The 21,224-nt window shown below is 69.2% G+C and carries 17 protein-coding genes; 7 read left to right on the top strand and 10 right to left on the bottom strand.

What is annotated here, in order from left to right; genetic code table 11:
• Positions 1–39 precede the first annotated feature (39 nt).
• The 4 genes from I596_RS03195 to lptM form a co-directional block, all read right to left on the bottom strand.
• The gene (locus tag I596_RS03195; RefSeq protein WP_067644103.1) at positions 40–939 is read right to left on the bottom strand and encodes a tyrosine recombinase XerC; all 900 of its coding nucleotides are present in this window, start codon (positions 937–939) and stop codon (positions 40–42) included.
• Between the two features lies 1 nt (position 940).
• Positions 941–1,627, bottom strand: a complete 687-nt coding sequence (locus I596_RS03190) for a DUF484 family protein (protein WP_067644100.1) — start codon at positions 1,625–1,627, stop codon at positions 941–943.
• Positions 1,628–1,732: 105 nt separating this feature from the next.
• Entirely contained in the window at positions 1,733–2,542 is an 810-nt protein-coding gene (gene dapF, locus I596_RS03185) for a diaminopimelate epimerase (protein WP_223303948.1), read from the bottom strand.
• A 53-nt stretch (positions 2,543–2,595) separates the two neighbouring features.
• Positions 2,596–2,715: an LPS translocon maturation chaperone LptM gene (lptM, locus tag I596_RS18905; RefSeq protein ID WP_223303905.1), complete on the bottom strand. Its 120-nt coding sequence runs from the start codon at positions 2,713–2,715 to the stop codon at positions 2,596–2,598.
• Positions 2,716–2,836: 121 nt separating this feature from the next.
• On the opposite strand from lptM, the gene I596_RS03180 reads away from it, so the two are divergent.
• Positions 2,837–3,505: a hypothetical protein gene (locus tag I596_RS03180; RefSeq protein ID WP_150131988.1), complete on the top strand. Its 669-nt coding sequence runs from the start codon at positions 2,837–2,839 to the stop codon at positions 3,503–3,505.
• A 7-nt stretch (positions 3,506–3,512) separates the two neighbouring features.
• Here the strand turns inward: I596_RS03180 and I596_RS03175 are convergent, their stop codons facing one another.
• Positions 3,513–3,986: a GNAT family N-acetyltransferase gene (locus I596_RS03175; protein WP_067644092.1), complete on the bottom strand. Its 474-nt coding sequence runs from the start codon at positions 3,984–3,986 to the stop codon at positions 3,513–3,515.
• Positions 3,987–4,210: 224 nt separating this feature from the next.
• Between I596_RS03175 and I596_RS03170 the strand changes: the two genes are divergently transcribed.
• Both I596_RS03170 and I596_RS03165 read left to right on the top strand, forming a co-directional pair.
• Complete coding sequence (locus I596_RS03170; protein ID WP_067644089.1) at positions 4,211–5,695, top strand: RimK family protein; 1,485 nt, start codon at positions 4,211–4,213, stop codon at positions 5,693–5,695.
• 240 nt (positions 5,696–5,935) lie between these two features.
• On the top strand, positions 5,936–8,176 hold the full coding sequence (locus I596_RS03165) for a hypothetical protein (RefSeq protein WP_067644086.1): 2,241 nt from the start codon (positions 5,936–5,938) through the stop codon (positions 8,174–8,176).
• Here I596_RS03165 and I596_RS03160 read toward each other — a convergent pair.
• A complete protein-coding gene (locus I596_RS03160) occupies positions 8,104–8,439 on the bottom strand; it encodes a hypothetical protein (protein WP_150131987.1) in 336 nt (111 codons plus the stop codon). The two genes, I596_RS03165 and I596_RS03160, sit on opposite strands and share 73 nt — an antisense overlap.
• A gap of 330 nt (positions 8,440–8,769) precedes the next feature.
• Between I596_RS03160 and I596_RS03155 the strand changes: the two genes are divergently transcribed.
• From I596_RS03155 to I596_RS03145, 3 genes are read left to right on the top strand one after another with little or no spacing between them, the layout of a single operon-like run.
• Positions 8,770–10,560, top strand: coding sequence for a monovalent cation:proton antiporter-2 (CPA2) family protein (locus I596_RS03155; RefSeq protein ID WP_067644080.1), 1,791 nt, complete (start codon positions 8,770–8,772; stop codon positions 10,558–10,560).
• A complete protein-coding gene (locus tag I596_RS03150) occupies positions 10,557–11,885 on the top strand; it encodes an FAD-binding oxidoreductase (protein ID WP_067644076.1) in 1,329 nt (442 codons plus the stop codon). Before I596_RS03155 ends, I596_RS03150 begins: the two co-directional genes overlap by 4 nt.
• Positions 11,882–12,667 carry an SDR family NAD(P)-dependent oxidoreductase gene (locus I596_RS03145; RefSeq protein ID WP_190278975.1) on the top strand — a complete coding sequence of 262 codons (786 nt, stop codon included), beginning with the start codon at positions 11,882–11,884 and terminating at the stop codon, positions 12,665–12,667. The genes I596_RS03150 and I596_RS03145 overlap by 4 nt, the downstream gene beginning before the upstream one ends.
• A gap of 61 nt (positions 12,668–12,728) precedes the next feature.
• Here the strand turns inward: I596_RS03145 and wrbA are convergent, their stop codons facing one another.
• Positions 12,729–13,328, bottom strand: coding sequence for an NAD(P)H:quinone oxidoreductase (gene wrbA / locus I596_RS03140; protein ID WP_067644070.1), 600 nt, complete (start codon positions 13,326–13,328; stop codon positions 12,729–12,731).
• Positions 13,329–13,539: 211 nt separating this feature from the next.
• On the opposite strand from wrbA, the gene I596_RS03135 reads away from it, so the two are divergent.
• Positions 13,540–14,046, top strand: a complete 507-nt coding sequence (locus tag I596_RS03135; protein ID WP_067644067.1) for an acyl-CoA thioesterase — start codon at positions 13,540–13,542, stop codon at positions 14,044–14,046.
• A gap of 206 nt (positions 14,047–14,252) precedes the next feature.
• Here I596_RS03135 and I596_RS03130 read toward each other — a convergent pair whose 3' ends face one another.
• From I596_RS03130 to I596_RS03125, 3 genes are all read right to left on the bottom strand, one after another.
• The gene (locus I596_RS03130) at positions 14,253–15,272 is read right to left on the bottom strand and encodes an IS5 family transposase (protein WP_067644064.1); all 1,020 of its coding nucleotides are present in this window, start codon (positions 15,270–15,272) and stop codon (positions 14,253–14,255) included.
• 118 nt (positions 15,273–15,390) lie between these two features.
• Entirely contained in the window at positions 15,391–15,978 is a 588-nt protein-coding gene (locus tag I596_RS18380) for a hypothetical protein (RefSeq protein WP_150131986.1), read from the bottom strand.
• A 20-nt stretch (positions 15,979–15,998) separates the two neighbouring features.
• Positions 15,999–20,987, bottom strand: a complete 4,989-nt coding sequence (locus tag I596_RS03125; protein ID WP_083965334.1) for an RHS repeat domain-containing protein — start codon at positions 20,985–20,987, stop codon at positions 15,999–16,001.
• Positions 20,988–21,224 lie beyond the last annotated feature (237 nt).

Below are 21,224 nucleotides of genomic sequence, written 5' to 3'. Positions count from 1 at the left end.
CCGCGTACGCGGGTCGAGGATGGGCGCGACGCCTTCGGCTCAGTCGCGCGCGCGCCGCCGCGCGCGCGGATGCGCGGCGTCGTAGACCTTGGCCAGGTGCTGGAAATCCAGGTGCGTATAGATCTGCGTCGTGCCGATGTCGGCGTGCCCGAGCAGTTCCTGCACGGCGCGCAGGTCGCCCGAGGACTCCAGCAGGTGGCTGGCACAGGAGTGCCGCAGCAGATGCGGATAGACGCGCTTCCAGACGCCCTGCGCCTTGGCCCGGCGGCGCACCCGCGCGCGCGCCGCGCCGGTGGACAGCGGGCGGCCGTGGCGGCCGTGGAAGATCGTCGCCTCGGCCGGAGCGGCGTCCTGCGCCCGCAGCGCGGCCAGCGCCGCCAGCGCGTGGCTGCCGACCGGCACGATGCGCGTCTTGGAGCCCTTGCCGACGACGGTCAGCTGCCCCTCCGCGGCGTCCAGGTCGCACCAGCGCACCGAGACCAGCTCGGCCACGCGCAGGCCGCTCGAATAGAGCAGCTCCAGCAGCGCGCGGTCGTGGACCGCCTCGGGCGAATCGGGAGCGACGTCGACCAGGGCGCCGACCTCGTCGGCGTCGAGCACCTGCGGCAGCTTGCGGCGGAGCTTGGGCAGGCGCACGCCGACCGCCGGATTGGCCGTCACCTCGCCCTCGCGCGCCAGGTAGCGGAAGAAGCTGCGGCAGGCCGACACCAGGATGCGCAGGGAGCCCGGCGAACGTCCACGCCGGTGCTCGGCGGCGACCAGGCTGCGGATCGTCGCGGTGTCGGCCTCGGCCCAGCGCGTCCGGCCGGAAGCGACCATGGCCGCCTCCAGCCGCGTCAGTTCGTCGCGGTAGTTGACGATCGTGCCGGGCGCGTAGCGGCGCTCGACGCGCAGGTAGTCGAGGAAGCGGCCGACGCAACGGGCCAGCGGCTCGCTCATCTCACGGCGTCTTCGGGAACCGCGCCAGCGACACCGCCACCGCCTCGGCGATCAGCTTCAGGAAGATCGTGCCCATGCCCGGATGGAAGCGGTTGCTGTCGCTGCTGCCGATCGCCAGCAGGCCGCTGTCGCCGATCGGCAGCAGCGCGGCCGAGGCGATCTCCGGCGCCCTGGCACCGAACAGCACGTCGAGCTTGTCCTGCTGCAGGCGCCCGCACAGCGGCTCGGCGCGCTTGAAGAACTCGGCGAAGGCCGGCAGCGCGGCCGCCCCGCCCGGCTCGGTGATCAGCCACTCGACCGCCGGCAGGTCGCGGGCGGCGCGGAACAGCACCAGGCGCACGTGCTCGGAGTGGAAGTCCTCGGTCAGGCTCGCGGCCACGTGGCTGACGGTCTCGGCCGGCGTCGTCGCACGCATCAGCGACAGCGTCAGCATGTGCACGCGCACGGTCAGCTGCTCGTTGTCGTGGGCGATCTCGACCAGCTCGTGCAGGCGCCGGTTGAGATCGCGGTTCTTCTCGCGCAGCACCTCCAGCTGGTAGCTGGCCAGCGAAGCGGCATCCCCGTGCTCGCGCGGCAGCCGCAGCGCCAGTGCGATGTCGGGAAACTCGGCCAGGAACTCCGGATGGCGGCGCAGGTAGCTGGCGACCTCCATCGCGGCCAGGCCGTCCTTGACGCTGAGTTCAGACATTGCGTGCTCCTCGTCGTTGTTCGCAGGGTACGGGCGGGCGTGGCGGCACCGGCCCGCGTGAAGCCATGCCGGGCGCCGTCGGGCGGGACAGGGCGCGCGGCGGATTCAGGGCGTCAGCTCGCCGTCGAACACGAATGCCGTCGGCCCGGTCATCCACAGCGATGCGCCCGGACCGGTCCAGTGGATGTCGAGCTCGCCGCCCGGCAGCGTCACGCGCACCGCGGCATCGACCCGGCCGCGCCGGCGCAGCACCGCGACCGCCGCGCAGGCGCCCGAGCCGCAGGCCAGCGTCTCGCCGGCCCCGCGCTCCCAGACGCGCAGGCCGATCGCGGCGCGCCCGCGCAGCTCGGCGAAGCCGACATTGCAATCCCTGGGAAACAGCGGGGCCTGCGCGATCCGCGGGCCGATCCGCGCGACCGGCGCCGCGGCGGCATCCGCCACTTCGATCACCGCGTGCGGGTTGCCCATCGAGACCGCGCCCAGCGCGATCGTCTCGCCGTCCAGTTCGAGCAGATAGGTGTCGCTCTCGGCATCCACGGCCAGCGGGACGGCCGCCGGCGCGAACCGTGGCTCGCCCATGTCCACGCGGATCCGCCCGTCGTCCAGCCGCTCGACGGCGACCGGGCCGGCCGGTCCTTCCAGGCGCAGCGGGCCGGCCGGCAGGGCGCCGTCGCGATGCAGCCAGGCGGCGACGCAGCGCACGCCGTTGCCGCACTGCAGCGCCGGCGTGCCGTCGCTGTTCCAGATGCCGTAGGCGAACGCGCAGCTGCCGTCGCGCGCCGGTTCGATCGTCAGCAGCTGGTCGAAGCCGACGCCGCGATGGCGGTCGCCGAGGGCGCGGATCGCCACCGCGTCCAACGGCAGCGGCGCCGCGCGGCAATCGATCAGGACGAAGTCGTTGCCGATGCCGTGCATCTTGGTGAACGCCAGGCCGCGCCGGGCCTTCGCCGGGGCGGCCACCGCCGCGCTCATTGCGCGGCCGGCGTCGGCGTGCCGGGACGCACCAGGTCGCCCTTGTTGCCGCAGGCAGCCAGGCACAGGACCAGCAGCGACGTCGAAAGCAGGAAGATGAGGCGCGACTTGCGCATGAAACGGACCCGCGGCGTGAAGACGGCGCCAGTATAGCGGCGCGCGCCACGACCGCACCGTCGGGATCGGGCGGCGCGGCACGTCGGCCGCGCGACCGGCTATGCTGCGCCGATGTCGCTGATGCCGCTGATCGTCACGCTGTTCGTCATCGCCGCCGTCTGCCTGGCGCTGGGTCTCGGCCAGGCGGTCGCCGCCCGCCGGCGCTGGAGCGCCCGGCGCCGCCTGCGGGCGGGCGCACGGGCGGTCTGGAGCGTCTCGTTCCTGGCCATCGGCCTGGCCGGGCTGCTGTCCGGACTGGCCCTGCTCGGCTACCGGCGGCTCACCGACGAGGCCCTGGTCGCGCAGATCGCCACGCAGCGGCTGGGCGACCAGCGTTATGCCCTGCGCATCGAGCTGCCGGACGGGAACGCGCGCACCGCCGAACTGACCGGCGACCAGTGGCAGCTCGATGCGCGCGTGATCAAGTGGCGGCCGGCCGCGGTCATGCTCGGCGCGCCGCCGCTGTACCGGATCGACCGCCTCACCGGGCGCTACCGGCTGGCCTCCCAGGCGACGGAACGGCCGCCGGCCGTGGTCGACCTGGCACCGCGCAATCCGCTGGACCTGTGGAGCCTCAAGCACCGTTACCCGCGCTGGCTGCCCTGGATCGATGCCGACTTCGGCAGCGCCGCCTACCTGCCGATGGTCGACGGCGGGCGCTTCGTGGTGACACTGGCGCCGACCGGCGGCCTGGTCGCGCGCCCGGCCGATGCGGCCACCGAAGAACGCCTGCGCGAAGCCGGCTGGTGAGTGCCGCTCAGCCGGCGCCGGCGCGCGACAGCGTCTTCTCGTAGCGCCAGCCGTCCTCGCCGTCGGCGTAGTACGCCGGCAGCCGCGCGATGCGCTGGTAGCCGTTGCGTTCGTAGAGCCGCTGGGCGGCGGCGTTGCCGTCGCGCACTTCCAGGCGCAGGCGCCGGCAGCCGCTGCGCTGTGCCGCGGCCTCGGCCGCTTCGAGCAGCTGTTCGCCGACGCGCTGCCCGCGCAGCTCCGCCGCTACCGCCATCGAGTACAGGCGGGCCAGGTCGCTGCCCTTGCGGAAGAACATCACGCAGGCACCCACCAGCCGGCGCTCGTGCAGCGCGACCAGCACGCGCGCGCTGTCGCTTTCCAGATGCCAGCGCCATTGGCGCGGGCTGATCCGGTCGGTGGCGAAACTGCGGGTCTCCAGGTCGATCAGGGCCTGCAGATCACCGTCGATGGCGCGGCGGACGCGCAACTGGGCGTGGGGCATCGGAGGGGGGCTTGCGAACACGGCGCGCAGACTAGGGGCGCCGCCCTCGAAGCGCAACCGGTTTGTGTGCGAACCGGACACGCCGGCCGCGGTCTGAACGGCGTCCGCGCCCCCGCTCCCGCGCGCCGCCGGCTTGTGTCAGACTTCGCCGCCGCTCCGAAACCGACCCGTTCCCTTCCACTTCGCGCAGCCGCCCGAGCGACGGCCCCAAGGCCCTCCCACGCATGAGCCGGCTCGTCATCGTCGTCGAAAAAGCCTCGGACTGGGGCTCGTACTACCCGTCGGACAACGTGGTCTCGGCACAGGACTACCTGAAGCAGCCGCTCAGCGACGACGATGAGCGCACGCAGGTCATCAACCTGTGCCGCAGCTACAAGTACCTGGGCACCGGCTACTACGTCTCGCTGCTGGCCGAGGCGCGCGGCCACAAGGTGATCCCGTCGGTGCGCACGATCAACGACCTGCGTCGCCGGTCGCTGTACGGCCTGGACATCGAGGACCTGAACGGCAAGCTCGGCAAGTTCCTGCCGGCCGGCGGCCGCGACACCACCGATTTCGGCATCCTGGTCTACTTCGGCGAGACCTCCTACCCGGCGCTGGAGGATCTGGCGCGCCAGTTGTTCGAGACGTTCCCGTGCCCGATCCTGCGCATCGAGTTCGAGCGCGAGCGGGTCTGGCAGATCAGCGCGATCAAGCCCACCGGCCTGCATTCGCTGTCCGACGAGCAGGAAGACGCCTTCGCGCAGTCGCTCGACAAGTTCTCGCGCAAGCTCTGGCGCAAGCCGCGCGCGCGCCGCAAGTTCCGCTTCGACCTGGCGATGCTCGTCGACCCGGCCGAGGCGATGCCGCCGTCGAACAAGCGCGCGCTCAAGCAGTTCGTCGAGGCCGGCAACGAGCTGGGCATCGAGGTCGACGCGATCGGCCGCAACGACTACCAGCGCCTGGCCGAGTACGACGGCCTGTTCATCCGCGAGACCACCGCGCTGGACAACCACACCTACCGCTTCGCCAACAAGGCGGAGAAGGAAGACATGGTCGTCATCGACGACCCCGGCTCGATCCTCAAGTGCACCAACAAGATCTACCTGCACGACCTGATGCTGTCGCGCAAGCTGCCGATTCCGCGCACCGAGATCCTGTACCGCGACGAGGCCAAGCGGCTGGACGAACTGGCCGGCCGCATGGAATTCCCGCTGGTGCTCAAGATCCCGGACGGCTCGTTCTCGCGCGGCATCGTCAAGGTCGAGACGCCGGCCGGCCTCAAGGAGGCCGCCGATGCGCTGTTCCAGCACACCGCCCTGGTGCTGGCGCAGGAGTTCATGTTCACCGAGTTCGACTGGCGCATCGGCGTGCTCAACCGCGAGCCGCTCTACGCCTGCAAGTACTTCATGTCGCGCGGCCACTGGCAGATCTACAACCACGCCGCCAAGGGCACCGCCAAGTCCGGCGGCTTCCAGACGCTGCCGGTGCGCGAGGCGCCGGCCGACATCGTCAAGCTGGCGCTCAAGGCCACCGCGCCGATCGGCGACGGACTGTACGGCGTGGACATCAAGAAGGCCGGCGACCGCCTGGCGCTGATCGAGGTCAACGACAATCCCTCGATCGACGCCGGCGTCGAGGACGCCTACCTCGGCGAGGACCTGTACCGCCGGATCATGGCCGAGTTCCTGCGCCGCATGGAGCGCAAGCGGCTCGGTGTGCGCGGCTGACGCGACGATCGCGGCCGGCAGGCCGTCCCTGTTGGCGCCCGCGCGGCGGGTGCCCAAGGACGCTGCGCCGAAGCGGCAGCGGAACCCGCGGGGCCGGCCGGGCGCGGCGGCCCGCGGCGCCTTGTCCGAGCGGCATGCCGCGCCGGCGCGATGCAGCGCCCCGTAGAATCGACAGCCCGCTCTGGAGCGTGCTCCAGACTTCCCGGCTTCCCCGAGGCGCATGAGGCGCCGGATGCATCGATGTTGACGACCGACGCCGCAGACTCCCGGACTTCCCTGCTGCTGACCGTGCTGGCGATCGCCGGCGCCGCGGCCTTCATCGGCATCACCGGCTGGCAGCTGACCTGGGGTGGCGGCCCGTTCCTCTGGCATATCAGCCAGCCCTCGTCCTGGCAGGGCGCGCTCGAGGTGGGCGGGCTCGGCGTGCTGATCGTGGCCGGCGTCCTCCTCAACCGGCGCTGGGCGCTGCTGGTGTTGGTCGTCCTGCCGGCGCTGCTCGTCCTGCGCCGGCACGGCACCGACATCCCGCTGGTGCTGGACCTGATCCAGTTCGAGATCGTCATCGGCCTGGGAATGGCGCTGCGCCGGCTGCTGCGGCTTCCCGCCGCCACCGGCTCGGCCGACTACCTGCTGGCCTTTCTCGGCGGTTTCGCGCTCTGGAGCGTGGCCGCCTGGACCGTCTCGGCACTGGACCTCGGGTCGATCAAGGCGCTGCGCTGGCTGACGCTGCTGCTGGCGCTGCCGGCCGTGTTCGGCGGCCAGCGTCCGCTGACGGTCTTCCTGTGGCAGCGCCTGCGCGCCCAGCCGGCCGCCGGCCGCTTCTGGGGCGCCGTGCTGCTGGCCTGGCTGCTGTCGCTGTTCGTCCGGGGCCGCTACGCGATCGGCTACGACTCGCTCTGGTACGGCCTGCGCGCGGAATTCGTGCTGGCGCCCGGCGACTCGCTGTTCGAGCCGCTCGGCCTGGTCTCGCCGGTGTACTACTTCCCGAAGATCTACGAGGCGTTCCTGCTGCCGTTGAGCGGCCTGGGCTCCAACAGCGTGGTCGGCGGCATGAGCGTCCTGCTGCTGGTGCTGCTGTTGCTGACCTGCCGGCAGCTGATGCGCGCCGTCGCGGTGCCCGAGCGCGCCCAGCTGCCGCTGCTGGCGGTCATCGCCACACTGCCGGCGCTGGCCAATTTCGCCTTCGACGCCAAGCCGGAGGTGTTCGCCACCCTGCTGGTAATGCTCAGCGCGCTGTTCGGCATCGACTGGCTGCGCACGCGGCGCTGGCCGGCGCTGGCGCTGATGGCCGCGGCGGTGGCCCTGGCCTGCTCGGCCAAGATGGCCGCGATTCCGTTCGCCGGCGTGCTGGTACTGGCGACGCTGGCGGCGGCACTGCGACCACGCCCGGCGACGCCGGGCCTCGCGACCGGCCCGGCCGTCGATGCGCGGCTGGCCGCCGCGACCCTCGCCCTTGCGCTGGCCGCCGCCGTATTCGTGCTGGCGCGCACCTGGCTGCTGACCGGCCTGCCGACGATCGGTCCCGACCCGCTGTTCAAGCTCTGGCTGGCCCTCGGCTTCGAGCTGCGCGAGCCGGCCGGCACGCTGAACTGGACCCAGGCCCAGGACTGGCGCGAGGTGCCGCCGCTGGTGCTGGACTGGCTGCTGCGGCCGCAGCGCCTGCCGCACATCGTGGTGTCGTGGACCGGCAACGTCTGGCTCTGGCTGGCCGTGCTGGCGCTGGCCGCGGCGGCGCTCGGCCGGCAGCGCGTGGCAGCCGTGCCGCAACGCCCCTGGCCGCTGCTCGCGCTGGTCGCGATCGGCCTCGTCCTCGCCGTCGGCAACCGCTATCTCGTGCGCGGCGGCGACGGCAACTACTTCCTCTATGCCCTGCTGCCGGCGATCATCCTGGCCGGCGGCGCCGCGTTCGGCCGGCTCGCGACGGCACCGCGCGCCTTCGCGGTGGCGCTCGCCTGCCTGCCGGCCTTCGCGCTGTTCCAGGCCGGCTACAGCTTCATCAGCGGGGCCTGGACACCCGGCACGCGTGCGTTCGACCTGAACCTCGACACCAGCTGGCGCGACATGCGCCGCAGCCGCGCCGGCCAGCTCGAGTGGGCCGGCCTGATCCGGATCAGCGGCCATCTGCGCGAGGCGGACGGCGTGCCGCGCGTCACCGGCGCGGTCGAGGAAAGCGCGATGAACTGGTTGCCGGCCCGGTTCGAGGACGTCGGGACGATCAGCTACTCGCGCCCGGACTACATCCGCAGCGCGGACGGCTTCCGGCGGTTCCTGGACACCCAGGGCATCGACTACCTGATCCTGCCGCGGCCGGACATCGACCGCCAACCGCCGCGTGTGCCGCCCGCCGTCGCCCAGGTGGCGGCGGACCTGGCGCAGGCGCCCGGCGTGCAGCGCATCGTCGACCGCCGCTACGAATTGCTCGACCTGTCCGGACTGGACGCCGCCGCGCGCGACCGCCTGCTGCGCGTCACCGCACGCTGACCGGACGGCTGCCCGGCCCCGCGCCGCGCGATGCGGCGCGCCGCCGGCCGGCGCATGCGCGCCGCGCGAAACCGCGTGCCGAGCACCGCCAGCCAACGATGCCGGGTCAGCCAGGCCAGGTTGATCGCCGGCGCCAGCACCAGCCAGAACGGCAACGATCCACCGAGCAGCGGACCGCCGCGCACGGCCGGCAGCAGCGCGACCGCCAGCAGGCCGCCCAGCAGCCAGACCATCAGGACGCGGCGGCGAACGGCATCAGCCATGGGCGGGAGAACCGGCGGGACGGGCCGCGGCGCCATGGCGCGGGCGGAGCGGATCGGCGAACGGGCCGGCGCGGGCCCGGCGGTCCGGGGCGGCAAAGGAAGTGGGGCGAACAACATGGCGAAACCCTCCGAGAGGACACTCCGACAGGAGCGTCCAGCCTCGCACCGGCACGTCTCAGCGCCTGAGAAAAGTCACGATCGTTCAGCATTTCGTCCGGAACACGGCAAACCTGCGTGCAATAATCGCGGCCCGGCGCGCGCCCTCCCCGATCGTGCCCCGCCGCGTCGAGCCCGGCCGCGTTTCGGCCGGCGCCATCCGCTGGAGCCCGCGTGCCGTCCCATCCGTTTCTGCAATATGCCGTCGTGCTGCTGCTGGTGGCGGTCATCGCCGTCCCGCTGGCGCGGCGCTGGCGGCTCGGCGCGGTCGTCGGCTATCTCGCCGCCGGCGTGCTGATCGGGCCGGACGGCCTGCGCCTGCTCGGCGAGAACGCGATGATCGCCGAGATCTCCGAGCTGGGCATCGTGCTGATGCTGTTCGTGATCGGCATGGAGCTCTCGCCGCAGCGCCTGTGGGTGATGCGGCGGCAGGTGTTCGGCCTGGGCAGCCTGCAACTGCTGCTCACCGCCGCCGCGCTCGGCGGCATCGCCGTCGCGTTCGGGCTCACCTGGAAGCCGGCGCTGATCATCGGCCTGGGACTGGCCCTCTCCTCCACCGCGATCGCGCTGCAGGTGCTGGCCGAGCGCAAGGAGCTCAACAGCGAGCACGGGCGCCTGGGCTTCTCGATCCTGCTGTTCCAGGACGTCGCGGCGATCCCGATCCTGGCACTGATTCCGGTGCTGGCCGCCAAGAAGATCGCCGCCGACGCCGGCCTGGCCGCCGACCTGCTCGACATCGGCCGCATCGTGCTGGTCATTGCGGCCGTGGTCGTCGGCGGGCGCTACCTGCTGCGGCCGCTGTTCCGCGCCACCGCAGCCACGCAGATCCCCGAGGTCTTCACCGCCAGCGCGCTGCTGGTGGTCATGGGCACGGCCTGGATCATGGAAGCAGCCGGCATGTCGATGTCGCTGGGCGCCTTCCTTGCCGGCGTGCTGCTGGCCGACTCGGAGTACCGCCACGAGATCGAAGCGCAGATCGACCCGTTCAAGGGCCTGCTGCTCGGCCTCTTCTTCATCAGCGTGGGCATGTCGGCCGACGTCCAGGTCGTCACCGGCCAGCCGGGCACGGTCCTGGCGCTGCTGGCGATCCTGATCGCGGTCAAGGCGGCGTTGCTGTTCGGCCTCGCGCGCGGTCCGGCCCGGCTGGGCAACACCCAGGCCGCCGCGCTGGCCGCCGTGCTGTGCCAGGGCGGCGAGTTCGCCTTCGTCGTGTTCACGCTGGAGGCTGCCAACGGCATGATCAGCGCCGCCCAGCGCGACCTGCTGGTCGTCGTCGTCACGCTGTCGATGGCGCTGACGCCGCTGCTGGTGTCGGCGCGCGCGCGCTGGATCGACGGCCACGAGCCGCAGCGCGAACCGGCGTTCGACCCGATCGAGGTGCCGTCGCCGCGCGTGGTCATCGCCGGCTTCGGCCGCGTCGGGCAGATCGTGGCCCGCGTACTGCGCGCCAACCACATCCCGTACACCGCGATCGAGCATTCGATCGAGCAGGTCGAGTTCTCGCGCCGCTTCGGCTCGCCGATCTTCTACGGCGACCCCACCCGCAGCGACCTGCTGCGCGCGGTTCGGGTCGACAAGGCCGAGGTCTTCGTCGTCGCCACCGACGACCCCGAGGCCAACATCCGCACCGCCCGGATGGTCAAGCGCCTGTTTCCGCACGTGCGCGTGTTCGCCCGCGCGCGCAACCGCCAGCACGTGTTCCGGCTGATGGACCTGGGCGTCGACGTGGTGCGCGAGACCTTCCATTCCAGCCTGGTGCTGTCGCGCGACGTGCTCGCCTCGCTCGGCATGCCCGCCGAGCAGGCCGAGCGGCGCGTCGGGCTGTTCCGCGAGCACGACGAGGCCCTGCTGCGCGCGCAGCACCTGGTCTACGACGACGACGCGGCGGTCCTGCAGACCGCCAACGAGGCCCGCGAGGACCTCGAACGGCTCTTCGAAGCCGACAGCAGCAAGGAGACTTCATGAAGGAGAACCGCGGGTTCGCCGTCGGCGAACAGGCGCTCACCAGCTTCGACCGGCAGTTCACGATGCGCTGCCGCGTGCAGCGGCCGGACCGCTATCGCCTGCTCGACGCGCTGCCGGCCGGCGCGCCGCGCATCGCGCGCGGCTCGGGCGTCTCGTACGTCGCCGCCAGCTTCGGTGTCGACGCCGTCAGCCAGGAGATGGCCGCCTTCGACCGGCTGCTGGCCTTCGACGGCCAGCACGGCCTGCTGCGCGTGGAGGCCGGTGCGCGGATCGGCGACGTCGAGCGCTTCGCGCTGGGCCACGGCTGGTACCTGCCGGTCGCGCCCGGCCATCCGGCAGCGACGATCGGCGGCTGCATCGCCGCCGACGTGCACGGCAAGAACCCCGCGCGCGACGGCACGTTCCGCGCGCACGTCGCCGCGCTCGAACTGTGGCGCGACGGCGCCAGCGTCACGGTCGCGCCCGATCACGGCGGCGATCTCTTCGCCGACACCTGTGCCGGCTTCGGCCTGACCGGCACGATCGTCTCGGCCACCCTGCGCCTCGCGCGCGCGCCGGCCGCGCTCGCGGTGCGGCGCATCCCGGTCGCCGGCCTCGCCGAGGCCGCGCAGGTGCTGCGCGACGCCGTCAACGTGCCGCTGCTCTACGGCTGGCACGACGGCCGGCCCGGCCGGTTCGGCCGTGGCGTGATCCGCATCGGACTGGACACCGCCGATGCCGCCGCCGCTCCGGCCGGCCGCACGCCGGACCTGCCGGCGGTGATCGCGCCCTCGCGCATCCCGACCTGGAACCGGCTCGGCATCGCCGTCGCCAACGGCATGATCCAGCGGCGCTGGTGCCGCCCCGGCCAGACCGCGGTGGCCCTGGCCGATACGCTGTTCCCGCTCAATGCCGCCCGTCCCTATTTCGCCGGCTTCGGCGCCGCCGGTTTCGTCGAGGCCCAGTGGCTGGTGCCGCACACGCGCTTCGCCGCGTTCGCCGAGGGACTGGAGAACGCCGTCGCCCGCGGCCGTCCGCGCATCAGCCTGATCTCCAGCAAGCTGTTCGCCGGCGAGCCCGACGGCCTCGCCTTCGACGGCAACGGCATCTCGCTCGCCCTGCACCTGCCCTCGCCGGCCGAGCCGTCGCAACGCGCCTTCCTCGACGCGCTGACCGAGCTGGCCCTCGCCCACGGCGGCCGGCCCAACCTGATCAAGGATTCCACGCTCGACGCCGCCACCGTGCGCCGCGCGATCCCCGGCTTCGACGCGATCCGCGACCGGCTGCGCCAATGGGATCCCGACGGCCACCTGCGGTCCGAACTGACACGGAGGCTGGGCCTGTGACCGCATCCGCCACCGTGCCCGCCACCGCGTCGCCAGCCGACACCACCGCCACGACCGCCGTCGTCGTCGGCGCCTCCAGCGGCCTGGGCCGTGCGCTCGCGGCCGAGCTGGCACGCCGCGGCCATGCCCTGCTGCTGGTCGCGTCCGACCGCCGCGACGTCGATGCGCTCGCTGCCGACCTGCACCTGCGCCACGGCATCGCGGCCCGCGGCCTGGCACTCGATCTCGCACGCAGCGCCGACCCGGGTGCCGCGATCATCGCCGCGCTCGACGCGCTGCCTCCGGTCGCCGCCGTGCTGGTCCCCGCCGGCTGGTCGCGGCACGACGACGACGGCACGCTCGACACCGCCGCCATCGGCCCGCTGCTCGCGATCAACCTGCATGCGCCGCTGGCGATCGCTCACGCGCTGCTGCCGCGGCTGCAGGAACGCCGCGGCGCGCTGGTGCTGTTCGGCAGTGTCGCCGCCGAACGCGGCCGCGGCCGCAACATCGTCTATGCCGCCGCCAAGCGCGGCCTGGTGTCGTTCGCCGAAAGCCTGCGCCACCGCCACGCCGACGGCACGCTGCGCGTGCAGCTCTATCAGCTCGGCTTCCTGCGCAGCAACCTGACCCACGGCCTGCGCCTGCCGCTGCCGCTGGCCGAACCGGCCGAGATCGCGCGCGACGTCGTGCAGGGCCTCGGCAGCCGCTCGGGCACCTACTACCGGCCGCGCTGGTGGTGGCTGGTCGCCCTGGTCGTGCGCAGCCTGCCGTGGTTCGTGTTCCGGCGCATGAAGGACTGACGGCGCCAGCGGGGCCGTGCCGGCGGCATCCGGCCGGCCCCGCTGCGTCAGCTCGCGTCCGTCAGCCGAACAGCTTGTTGGTCACCTCGGCCACGTGACGGCCCTGGAAGCGCGCGCCGTCCAGCTCGATCGCGCTCGGCTGGCGCGCGCCGTCGCCGCCGGTGATCGTGGTCGCGCCGTACGGCGAGCCGCCGGTGATCTCGGCCAGCGTCATCTGCGGCTGGTAGCTGTACGGCAGGCCGACCGTGACCAGCCCGAAGTGCAGCAGGTTGGTCAGGATCGAGAACAGCGTCGTCTCCTGCCCGCCGTGCTGGGTCGCCGTCGAGGTGAAGGCGGCACCGACCTTGCCGTTGAGGACGCCGCGCGCCCACAGGCCGCCGGCCTGGTCGAGGAAGTTGGCCATCTGCGAGGCCATCCGGCCGAAGCGCGTACCGGTGCCGACGATGATCGCATCGTAGTGTTCCAGGTCCGCGATCGTCGCGATCGGCGCTTTCTGATCGAGCTTGTAGTGCGACGCACGCGCCACGTCCTTGGGCACCAGCTCCGGCACGCGCTTGATGTCGACCGTGGCGCCGGCCGAACGCGCGCCCTCGGCGACCGCCTCGGCCATCTGTTCGATATGGCCATAGGCCGAGTAGTACAGGACCAGAACCTTGCTCATGGGTTTCTCCGGGCAGTGGACGGGGGAAGGTCATGGAATGACCGCCGCGGCGCCGGTTGCGCCGCGATACGGACGGCAGCGTAGGCGGTGCGACGCCGGCCACCTAGGCGGCCGTGCGCACAAGACTTTTCACGCGCTGCGAACACTGCCGGGGCACGGCGCCAGCGCCACGCCCTACAATCGGCGCCTCTCCCCCCGCTGGACCCGCGCGATGGACGACCTTCCGCATCGGCTGTCGATGACGATCCTGATGACGCCGGACATGGCCAACTTCACCGGCAACGTCCACGGCGGAACCATCCTGAAGTACCTCGACCAGGTCGCCTACGCCTGCGCCAGCCGCTACGCCGGGCGCTACGTGGTCACGCTCTCGGTCGACCAGGTGATCTTCCGCCAGCCGATCCACGTCGGCGAGCTGGTTACGTTCTACGCCGCCGTCAATTTCACCGGTCGCACCTCGATGGAAGTGGGCATCAAGGTGGTCGCCGAGGACATCCGCAAGCAGCTCGTACGGCACGCCAATAGCTGTTACTTCACGATGGTCGCCGTCGACGACGGCGGCACGCCGGTGGACGTGCCGCCGCTGGTTCCGCGCGATGCGGAAGAGCGCCAGCGCTTCGAGGCCGCGCAGCTGCGCCGCGCGCTGCGGCAGGAAATGGAAAGCCGCAGCCAGGCGATCCGGGTGCGTCAGCAGGCCGAAGGCACCACGCCAGCATGAGGCGCGTCGAAGCGACGCTCGTCCTCAACGAGGTACTAACGCAGGCACGAACACGCGATAGCTGGTCCGGCCTCCAGAGACGGGCACCTCGAATAACCCGTTCACGGCAGTGCGAACTCGCCGAAACGACGATTCGTAAGGCGCCACAGAGCGCGACTGCGTGAATCACCGCCGCTCATCCGCCGCAATGCGGCGGTGGCCCTGCCTCACGCAGGTACGATCCTGCGTTGTCTCAACCGCGCCAGATGCATCACGTTGTGCGTGATTACTTTCAACGCGATCATCATCCGCGCTCGCGCCAACCCGATCGTGCGGATGCATTTGCCACCCATCTGCGCCAAGCGTGCAAACGGGTGCTCGCCGAACGCCCTCTGACGCGCAATACGTCGGTTGCGACGCTGCTGGGCTTGACTCAGCGGTCGATCCGCCTGGCCCTTGCGCTGGATCCGATCTCGATAGCCCGCCTCGCCAAGCGCCTGTTCGCGCGCCGCCTTCGCGTAACCGCGATCAGCGTAGACCGCCCGACTCGTGTTGGTCGCATCCAGAATCGACTCGAACACCGTCGTGTCGTTGGCCGAGGCGGTCGTCACCTCGATGCGGCGAATGAAGCCCCAGCGCCGATCCGTGTTCGCGTGCAGTTTGTAGCCGTAGTAGCTTTTGCCGTGCTTGATCGTCCAACGCGCATCGACATCCTTCTGCTCGCGCTTGGCCTCGTTCCAGCCCGCTGGCACCTCGCCGCGGCCGATCGCCTCGTTCTCGTCGCGCCGGTTACGCTGGATCGGCACCGTCACGATGCTCGCGTCGATGATCTGGCCGCCGCGGGCAATGAACCCTGCCTGCGCCAATTGCCCACCTACCGCTTCGCTGATGTCGCCGATCAGATCTTGCTTCTTGAGCCGCTCGCGCCACACCCACAACGTCTTGGCGTCCGGCACACGGCCGCTTTGCTCAAGACCGGCAAAACGCTGGAAGCTGGCCCGATCCAGCAACTGATACTCCATGGCATCGTCGGACAAGTTGTACAAGTTCTGCACGACCAGCAACCGGATCATCAGCTCCGTCGGATACGGCGGACGTCCGCCGCGACCGGCATCGCCGATCACCAACTTCGCGTCGACCGCCTTGGCTAGAGCGGCGAAGTCGATGTGCCGATCCAATACCTGCAGCGGATCTCCCAGCCGCTCGCGCTTAGCCGAGCGTTCTTCCCCGGCAAACAGGCTGATCATCGACTTGCACCTCGTCCTCGGCTTCGCCTACGAACCTACGACAATGTGGGAGGTTTTTCGAGGTGCCCACTTCTTCCTCAAAATCCGCTCGGCATTCCCCGGTATTTAGCGAAGAGCCTTATTTGACGGAGTCATATTCGTGAATCAGCATATTTCGCCATTCCGTCGATAAGGCTTCAGGAGAGAATCCATACGATATCGGCTTGCTAACAGCGTCCCTGATCCGCACCGCCTTGAGCCCCGACAGAGGCAAGCTATAGCGGTCGAATGCAAACTGCGATCGGATGGCAATAACGGCGATCTCACTGCCTCGCTCGCAGTAGACAGCCCATTGACATAGGTTTGAAGCACAACCAAAACGATCGATACTGTGTATCCACCCTTGCCCTGGCCGCTCTCCTTTTATAAAATCTTTATAGGAATTCGGTGCCGTGCTGCGATCGATAAAGAACCTCCGGTGGCTGCTTGCTGTCTCGGCCGACGCATCTAGGTTAACCAGACAAGCGCACGAAGAGCCTTCGATATGAAGGAGCATTTTCACTTGATTTACGAATGCGCTTTCAAATATTCGGTCGGAGTCAAAGAAGAAGTAGTAGCCCCACGGGCCAACGAATACATTTCTCGGAAAGCGGACCGCTGGCGCTAAACACTCATCAACGCCCAGAAGCGCGCTTCCGCACTTGCGACTAATTTCGCTCTCTTCCATCAGTCAGCTCATATCTGTGTCTAGGGTTCGGAAAGACGTATCTTGCTCAGAATTTCGCCGGCCGCATTGGTCACTTGAGCGCTTGCTGCTCCAGTGCTCGTCCCCGTATAGATTGTGTAAGTCTTCGCTCCATTGCTGAGAATGGTTACTGGGCCGTTTGAGCCCACTGTTTCTCCGATGACGTTATATCCATTAGAGATAAGGTTGGCTTGGAAGTCTTCCGGCGTCAATTTCGCTGCAATATTTGCGTATCGAGATCCTGCCTTAGTAACGTCTGCGACTTCCGTTGCCGTGCCCATTGTGGCTTTCAGCGCTTTAAGCGCCTTCAACGGTTTCAGTACCGGGATTGAGGTTGCAGCCTCGAAAATTCCTTCTCCAACAGAGCAGCCATTGTTGTAGCAACCCAGCCCCGGCACCACTTCTTCGGCAACCGCCTTCCCGCCTGCCTTAAACGCTTCAGCAGTTGCTTTGGTGCCGGCACTACTCGCGGTTTGTTCAGTCGTTCTTCCCTGGGCGGGGACGTACACCGTCCGCCAATTCAAGCTCTTGTGCTCAACCTGCCGTCCATCCGGATCAACATATTTGTACGGATTATTGTTGGCATACCAGTACCGATTGAAGCTGCCCGGACTCGCGGCCACTGGATCGACCGCCAGGAACCGCCCGGCATAGGGGTCATAGTAGCGCTGCTGCATGTAGGTCAGCCGCGTGGTCCGGTCCTGGTAGTGACCCGTGAACTGCAACCCACCCCAGAACGCGCCACCCGCCGGCGCACCGTACGGCTCCCAGATCGGATTGCTGTTCACCAGCGTCGCCGGCACCGGGGTGGTCTCCGACAACGGGCTGCCCAAGTGGTCGGTGTGCACGTAGGCCAAGCTCGTCATGTGCTTGCGCGCAATCCACTGGTTGCCGAGGTAGAGGTTGTACTGCCGCGTCTTGATCTCGTTGCCTGGCGTCTCCCACAGCAGCAGCTGCCCGGGCTGGCTGTAGAAGTGCATCTGCGTGCTGAAGCCGGTCGTCGTGCGCGTGCGTCGACCGAGCCCGTCGTAGGTGAAGGTTTCCGTGTCAGCACCGACTGTTGCTGACCGCACCCGGCTGGCCTCATCCACGACGATCGAGGTCGCGTTCGGCACGAAGCCGGTTGCACTGGTGCGCGAGGTGGCGTTGCCGCGAGCGTCGTAGGTGTAGCCAATGACGGCGGTTGAAGACGCGGCCGGATCGACGATTCGTGTCAGGCGGCCGTCGGCCGCGTATTCGTGCCGGTGGTTGCGGCCGACGGGCGTCTCGCGGGTCGTACGCAGGTTGTCCAGCAGGTCGTAGCCGTAGGTGAACGTGCGCCCGTTGTAGGCGTAGGTGGTCGTCTCCACCCGGTCGCGCGCGTCGTAGGTCATGCTGCGCGTGCGCGGCTGCAGCACCGGGGTGCGCGTGTCGGTCAGATTCGTCAGGTTGCCGTTCTTGTCCCAGACATAGCTGTCCTTCACGAAGATTCCGTGGCTGACCTGTTGCGGCAGCCCTCGCGCGTTGGGCGTCATGCTGTACGCCACCCCGTTGCCGTAGGTGAAGCCGGCGATCTCTCCCGTCGGGTGGTAGGTCACGTTGTTCGCATAGGCGAGTTCGGTACCGCCAGGACCGCCGACGGGATCAACCACCTTCGTCGGCTGACCCAGCCCGTTCGGCACGTAGTTCAGCTTCATGCCATCCGGATAGGTCAGGCTTGCCGCATAGCCATTGACGTGCCAGCCGTGCGTGATCATCCAGCTGCCGGCCGCCAGGCCCGTAAGCGTCAACTGCTCGGTGTTCGGCAGCCGCCGCCGGTTATAGGTATACGCCCGTGTCGAACCGTCCGAACTCACCGTCTCCAGCAGGCCATCGGGCGTGTAGGTGCGGAAGATGTTCGGTGTCGACGCGCCGCTATAGAGCGTGTTCTGCAGCCGGTTGCGGTCGTCGTAGGTCAGGTTCGCGACGCCCGGCAGGGTGCTGGGGCTTGTATTGTCGCAGGCGCCCCCGGTCAGGGTCTGGCCGGTGGCCCGCCACTGGACATTGTCCGCAAGATCGTAAGCCATGATCGTTGCGCCGGACTCCGGCTCCACCGTCTTGCACAGCCGCTGGGCTGTGTCATAGACATAGCTGGTCGTGCGGTTCAGGGTGACCGAGCCGCCACCACTGCCAACGGGATAGGCATAGGTGCCAGTGCGGACCATCGAGATCGGTGCACCCAGCACGTTGCGGTTGATCGTCGTCGTGCCAAAGGCATCATCGATCTGGTAGGGGGCATCCTCGCTCGGCGTGTCGAATACCTGGTACCGGGTCGTCGTTACGAAATCGCGCGGGTTGGTGACCTCTTTCTCGAAGCCGGACAGGTACCTGATCTTGGTCACCAGGGTCAGCAGACCCAGCTCGCTGTCCGACCGGATGAACAGCGGCCGCCCCAGCGCGTCGTACTCGGTCAACGTCCCCTCCGCGCTGATGCCCGTGCTCGGATACGAAACAAACGTCTCGCGCCCGGCATGGTCGAAGTCACGCGTCACGTAGCGTCTGGTCAAGGCATTGCTGGTGTCTTCTTCCAGCGTCGTCACCGGCCGCCAGAACGCGTCCAGATCGACCGTCTTGCGACCGGTGCCGGTCGTGACCGTCTGCCGCCAGTGCGTGCCGCTCACGCCCAGGCTGCTGTCGGTGGTCGGCACGAAGGCGACCGTGGTCGGCGTCCAGGCCACCGTGTCGCCGGCTGGATAGCTGATGCCCGACAGACGCCCGTCGTTGGTGTAGCTGTAGCTGGTCGTGTAGCCGGCCTCATTCCTGACGGAGGTGATCTGCCCGAAGGCGTTGAGGGTGGCTTCCTGATAGGTTCCGTCGGCGTAGGTGATCGTGCGCGGCACGCCGCGGTAATAGTTCGTCAGCGTCGTCTGCTGGCTGGCGCCGTCCTGCACCCAGTGCAGCATGCCGTCCGCGTGCCAGCCCAGCGTGCGCTGCGGCGTGCCGAAGCGCGTCTCGGTATTCCGGTCCAGCGTCGCGGCATGGTAGGTGTACGACTCGGCAGCCGCCCCGAACCCGCTGATCGTCTTCGTGCCGATGCGGCCCAGGATCCACACGTTGGCCGCGCCACCGGCCGTGCTCGTCTTGTCAACGTAGGTGATCGTTTCCGTCCGCGTGTAGCCCAGGCCGCTTGCGCGGGTCACCTGCAGCGGCCGCGCGAAGCGGTCGAACTGGCCCACCGGCGTGGACGCCGTGAACGTCACCCCCTGGCGCGTCTCCGAGCGCGACGTCACCGGCCGGATCAACTGCTGGATGTCCTCGTTGGTGCCGCTGGGAAAGCCGTAGCGGTTCGGAAACGGGCTGGCCGTCCCGGTGTAGTAAACCGTGTCCGTGCTGGCGAGCAAGGTACCGGTGGTGCCGGCCGCATGGGTCTCGGTCCCCAGCAACCGGCCGAAGTTCTCCTTGTACTTGATCCCGAAGCGGTACCGCTTCTTCGTCGCGTCCGGCTCGGTCACCTGCACCCAGCGCTCGGCCGGCTGGGCACTGCAGGGCGCCGTGGTGCTGTTGCACATGCCCGGCCAGCCCACGGTCGGGGTGCCCGCGTCATAGAAATACTGCCAGGTCAGCGGCAATAACCCGGCGCCGCTGAGCGTCTTGGTCTGCAGCGCAAAGTTGTCCGCGAAGTACGGAATCAGCAGCTTGAACCTGGGAACGGGCCCGCCGGGGTTGAGGCAGCCCAAGCCCACATCGACCCCCGTCCGCGCCAGCCGGTGGTAGTCGAATACAAAGTCCCCATGGGCACCGCCCGGATGGTCGATCTTCACCTCGTAGTAACCGGTGTCATTCGGCGGACCCGTGCAATTGGTGGTGCTGCCGTCCCAGATCTGAGGCTGGATCACCCGGTCGCCGACGTACTCGTAACTCCAGCGCGGCCGCAGGCCGGTGGGAATGTCCACGTCGGTCGGCAGGTAGACGTACCGCAAGCCGGACGTGTACTCGTAGGTCCACGTGCGGCCGTGCGCCGTGGCGCTGGTGACGCGGTTGTCGGTGTAGGTCAGCGCGATCTGGCGATCGGGGATCGTCGTTTCTCCGACCGGATAGGAGCGGATCAAGGTCGGATAGCCGCTGCCGTTGTAGCTGTATTCCACCCGGTTGCCGTAGCGGTCCTCCACCTTCGAGGCCAGCAGGTAGCGCCGCTGGCGGGTCTGGTTGGTGAACCCGTACGTCGTGATCCACGGGATCCGGAGCGTGGTTATGGTCCGACTGACCAGGGTGTCGAAGGTGTACTTCGTGCCCTCCGGCGTGATCATGTGGAACGTCTCGCCGCTGGTCCCGACACTGCAATGGAAGACGCTGTGGTCGCTGGTGGTCCAGCGGTAGGTCGTCCCGTCGGTCGGATGGAGCGTCGAACCGCTGCCCGGCAGGTAGTACAGCTCGCTGTCGATGCCGCCGGGCACGTGCACCGACACGCCCGACCAGAAGTCCTCCAGCCGGATATCCCCCGTGACGACCGGCTTGAAGGGGGTACTGCAGCGGCCCGACCAGCCGTCGGACGCCGGCAGCGTGGCCACGATGTAGGGCACATCGACATCCCAGTTGCCGAAGCCGCCGAAGATCTGTTCGCCCACGCCCAGGCGCGTGATGCTCAAGCGCCGCCGCAGTTGCACCGGCAGGCCGTTGCCGGGCACGTCGATGTCCACGTTGGTGAAGCTGGTCTGGCCGTCGTGCAGGTTGACGCTGTCGCCCAACAACTCCGAGGTCAGCGGCGAGACTTCCTGCGCGCTGCGCAGGCGGTCGGCGTACTCCTGGAACGGAGACGCGTACGCGCCGCCACGCACGCAGGTCTCCTCGTCGTCATCGTCGCCGGTGCATTCCCGTTCGGAGACCGCCGCTGACGGCGCGTCCGCGCCGGGCGGCCCGACCGGCGGCGCCGCCACGCCCAAGACCGGCACGGCCAGTGCCAGCAGACCCCAAACCGCAACGATCAGTCCCCCGGAGGGACGAAGTCCACGCAACACTCGGTCCGGCACGGACATGCAACACTCCTTTGCAGGCCGGACCGATTCCTCTCGGCGATGAGGCACGGCGCGTTGCGCGCCGGCCCGAACGTCTCAACGGAGAGCCGATCCGATGCCTTGACGATGACGCCGGGGTGACCCCCTGCGGGCTTCCCTGCAGCGTGGACCGACCTTAACCGATACGCGTCGGTCCTGGGAAGCGGACTCTTGTGACGAAAATGCACAAGGCGCTTTGGCGTCCTTCTTCCCCGCGCA

This window comes from Dokdonella koreensis DS-123 (assembly GCF_001632775.1).
Classification (GTDB): Bacteria; Pseudomonadota; Gammaproteobacteria; order Xanthomonadales; family Rhodanobacteraceae; genus Dokdonella; species Dokdonella koreensis.
Note: the sequence above shows the minus strand (reverse complement) of the source record. Positions and strands in the feature narration are given on the sequence as shown.

What these genes read in the sequence shown, in the direction of transcription:
- I596_RS03195 (WP_067644103.1), bottom strand. Translation starts at nt 939, where the DNA reads ATGAGCGAGCCGCTGGCCCGTTGCGTCGGCCGCTTCCTCGACTACCTG.
- I596_RS03190 (WP_067644100.1), bottom strand. Translation starts at nt 1,627, where the DNA reads ATGTCTGAACTCAGCGTCAAGGACGGCCTGGCCGCGATGGAGGTCGCC.
- dapF (WP_223303948.1), bottom strand. Translation starts at nt 2,542, where the DNA reads ATGCACGGCATCGGCAACGACTTCGTCCTGATCGATTGCCGCGCGGCG.
- lptM (WP_223303905.1), bottom strand. Translation starts at nt 2,715, where the DNA reads ATGCGCAAGTCGCGCCTCATCTTCCTGCTTTCGACGTCGCTGCTGGTC.
- I596_RS03180 (WP_150131988.1), top strand. Translation starts at nt 2,837, where the DNA reads ATGCCGCTGATCGTCACGCTGTTCGTCATCGCCGCCGTCTGCCTGGCG.
- I596_RS03175 (WP_067644092.1), bottom strand. Translation starts at nt 3,986, where the DNA reads ATGCCCCACGCCCAGTTGCGCGTCCGCCGCGCCATCGACGGTGATCTG.
- I596_RS03170 (WP_067644089.1), top strand. Translation starts at nt 4,211, where the DNA reads ATGAGCCGGCTCGTCATCGTCGTCGAAAAAGCCTCGGACTGGGGCTCG.
- I596_RS03165 (WP_067644086.1), top strand. Translation starts at nt 5,936, where the DNA reads ATGTTGACGACCGACGCCGCAGACTCCCGGACTTCCCTGCTGCTGACC.
- I596_RS03160 (WP_150131987.1), bottom strand. Translation starts at nt 8,439, where the DNA reads ATGGCTGATGCCGTTCGCCGCCGCGTCCTGATGGTCTGGCTGCTGGGC.
- I596_RS03150 (WP_067644076.1), top strand. Translation starts at nt 10,557, where the DNA reads ATGAAGGAGAACCGCGGGTTCGCCGTCGGCGAACAGGCGCTCACCAGC.
- wrbA (WP_067644070.1), bottom strand. Translation starts at nt 13,328, where the DNA reads ATGAGCAAGGTTCTGGTCCTGTACTACTCGGCCTATGGCCATATCGAA.
- I596_RS03135 (WP_067644067.1), top strand. Translation starts at nt 13,540, where the DNA reads ATGGACGACCTTCCGCATCGGCTGTCGATGACGATCCTGATGACGCCG.
- I596_RS03130 (WP_067644064.1), bottom strand. Translation starts at nt 15,272, where the DNA reads ATGATCAGCCTGTTTGCCGGGGAAGAACGCTCGGCTAAGCGCGAGCGG.
- I596_RS18380 (WP_150131986.1), bottom strand. Translation starts at nt 15,978, where the DNA reads ATGGAAGAGAGCGAAATTAGTCGCAAGTGCGGAAGCGCGCTTCTGGGC.
- I596_RS03125 (WP_083965334.1), bottom strand. Translation starts at nt 20,987, where the DNA reads ATGTCCGTGCCGGACCGAGTGTTGCGTGGACTTCGTCCCTCCGGGGGA.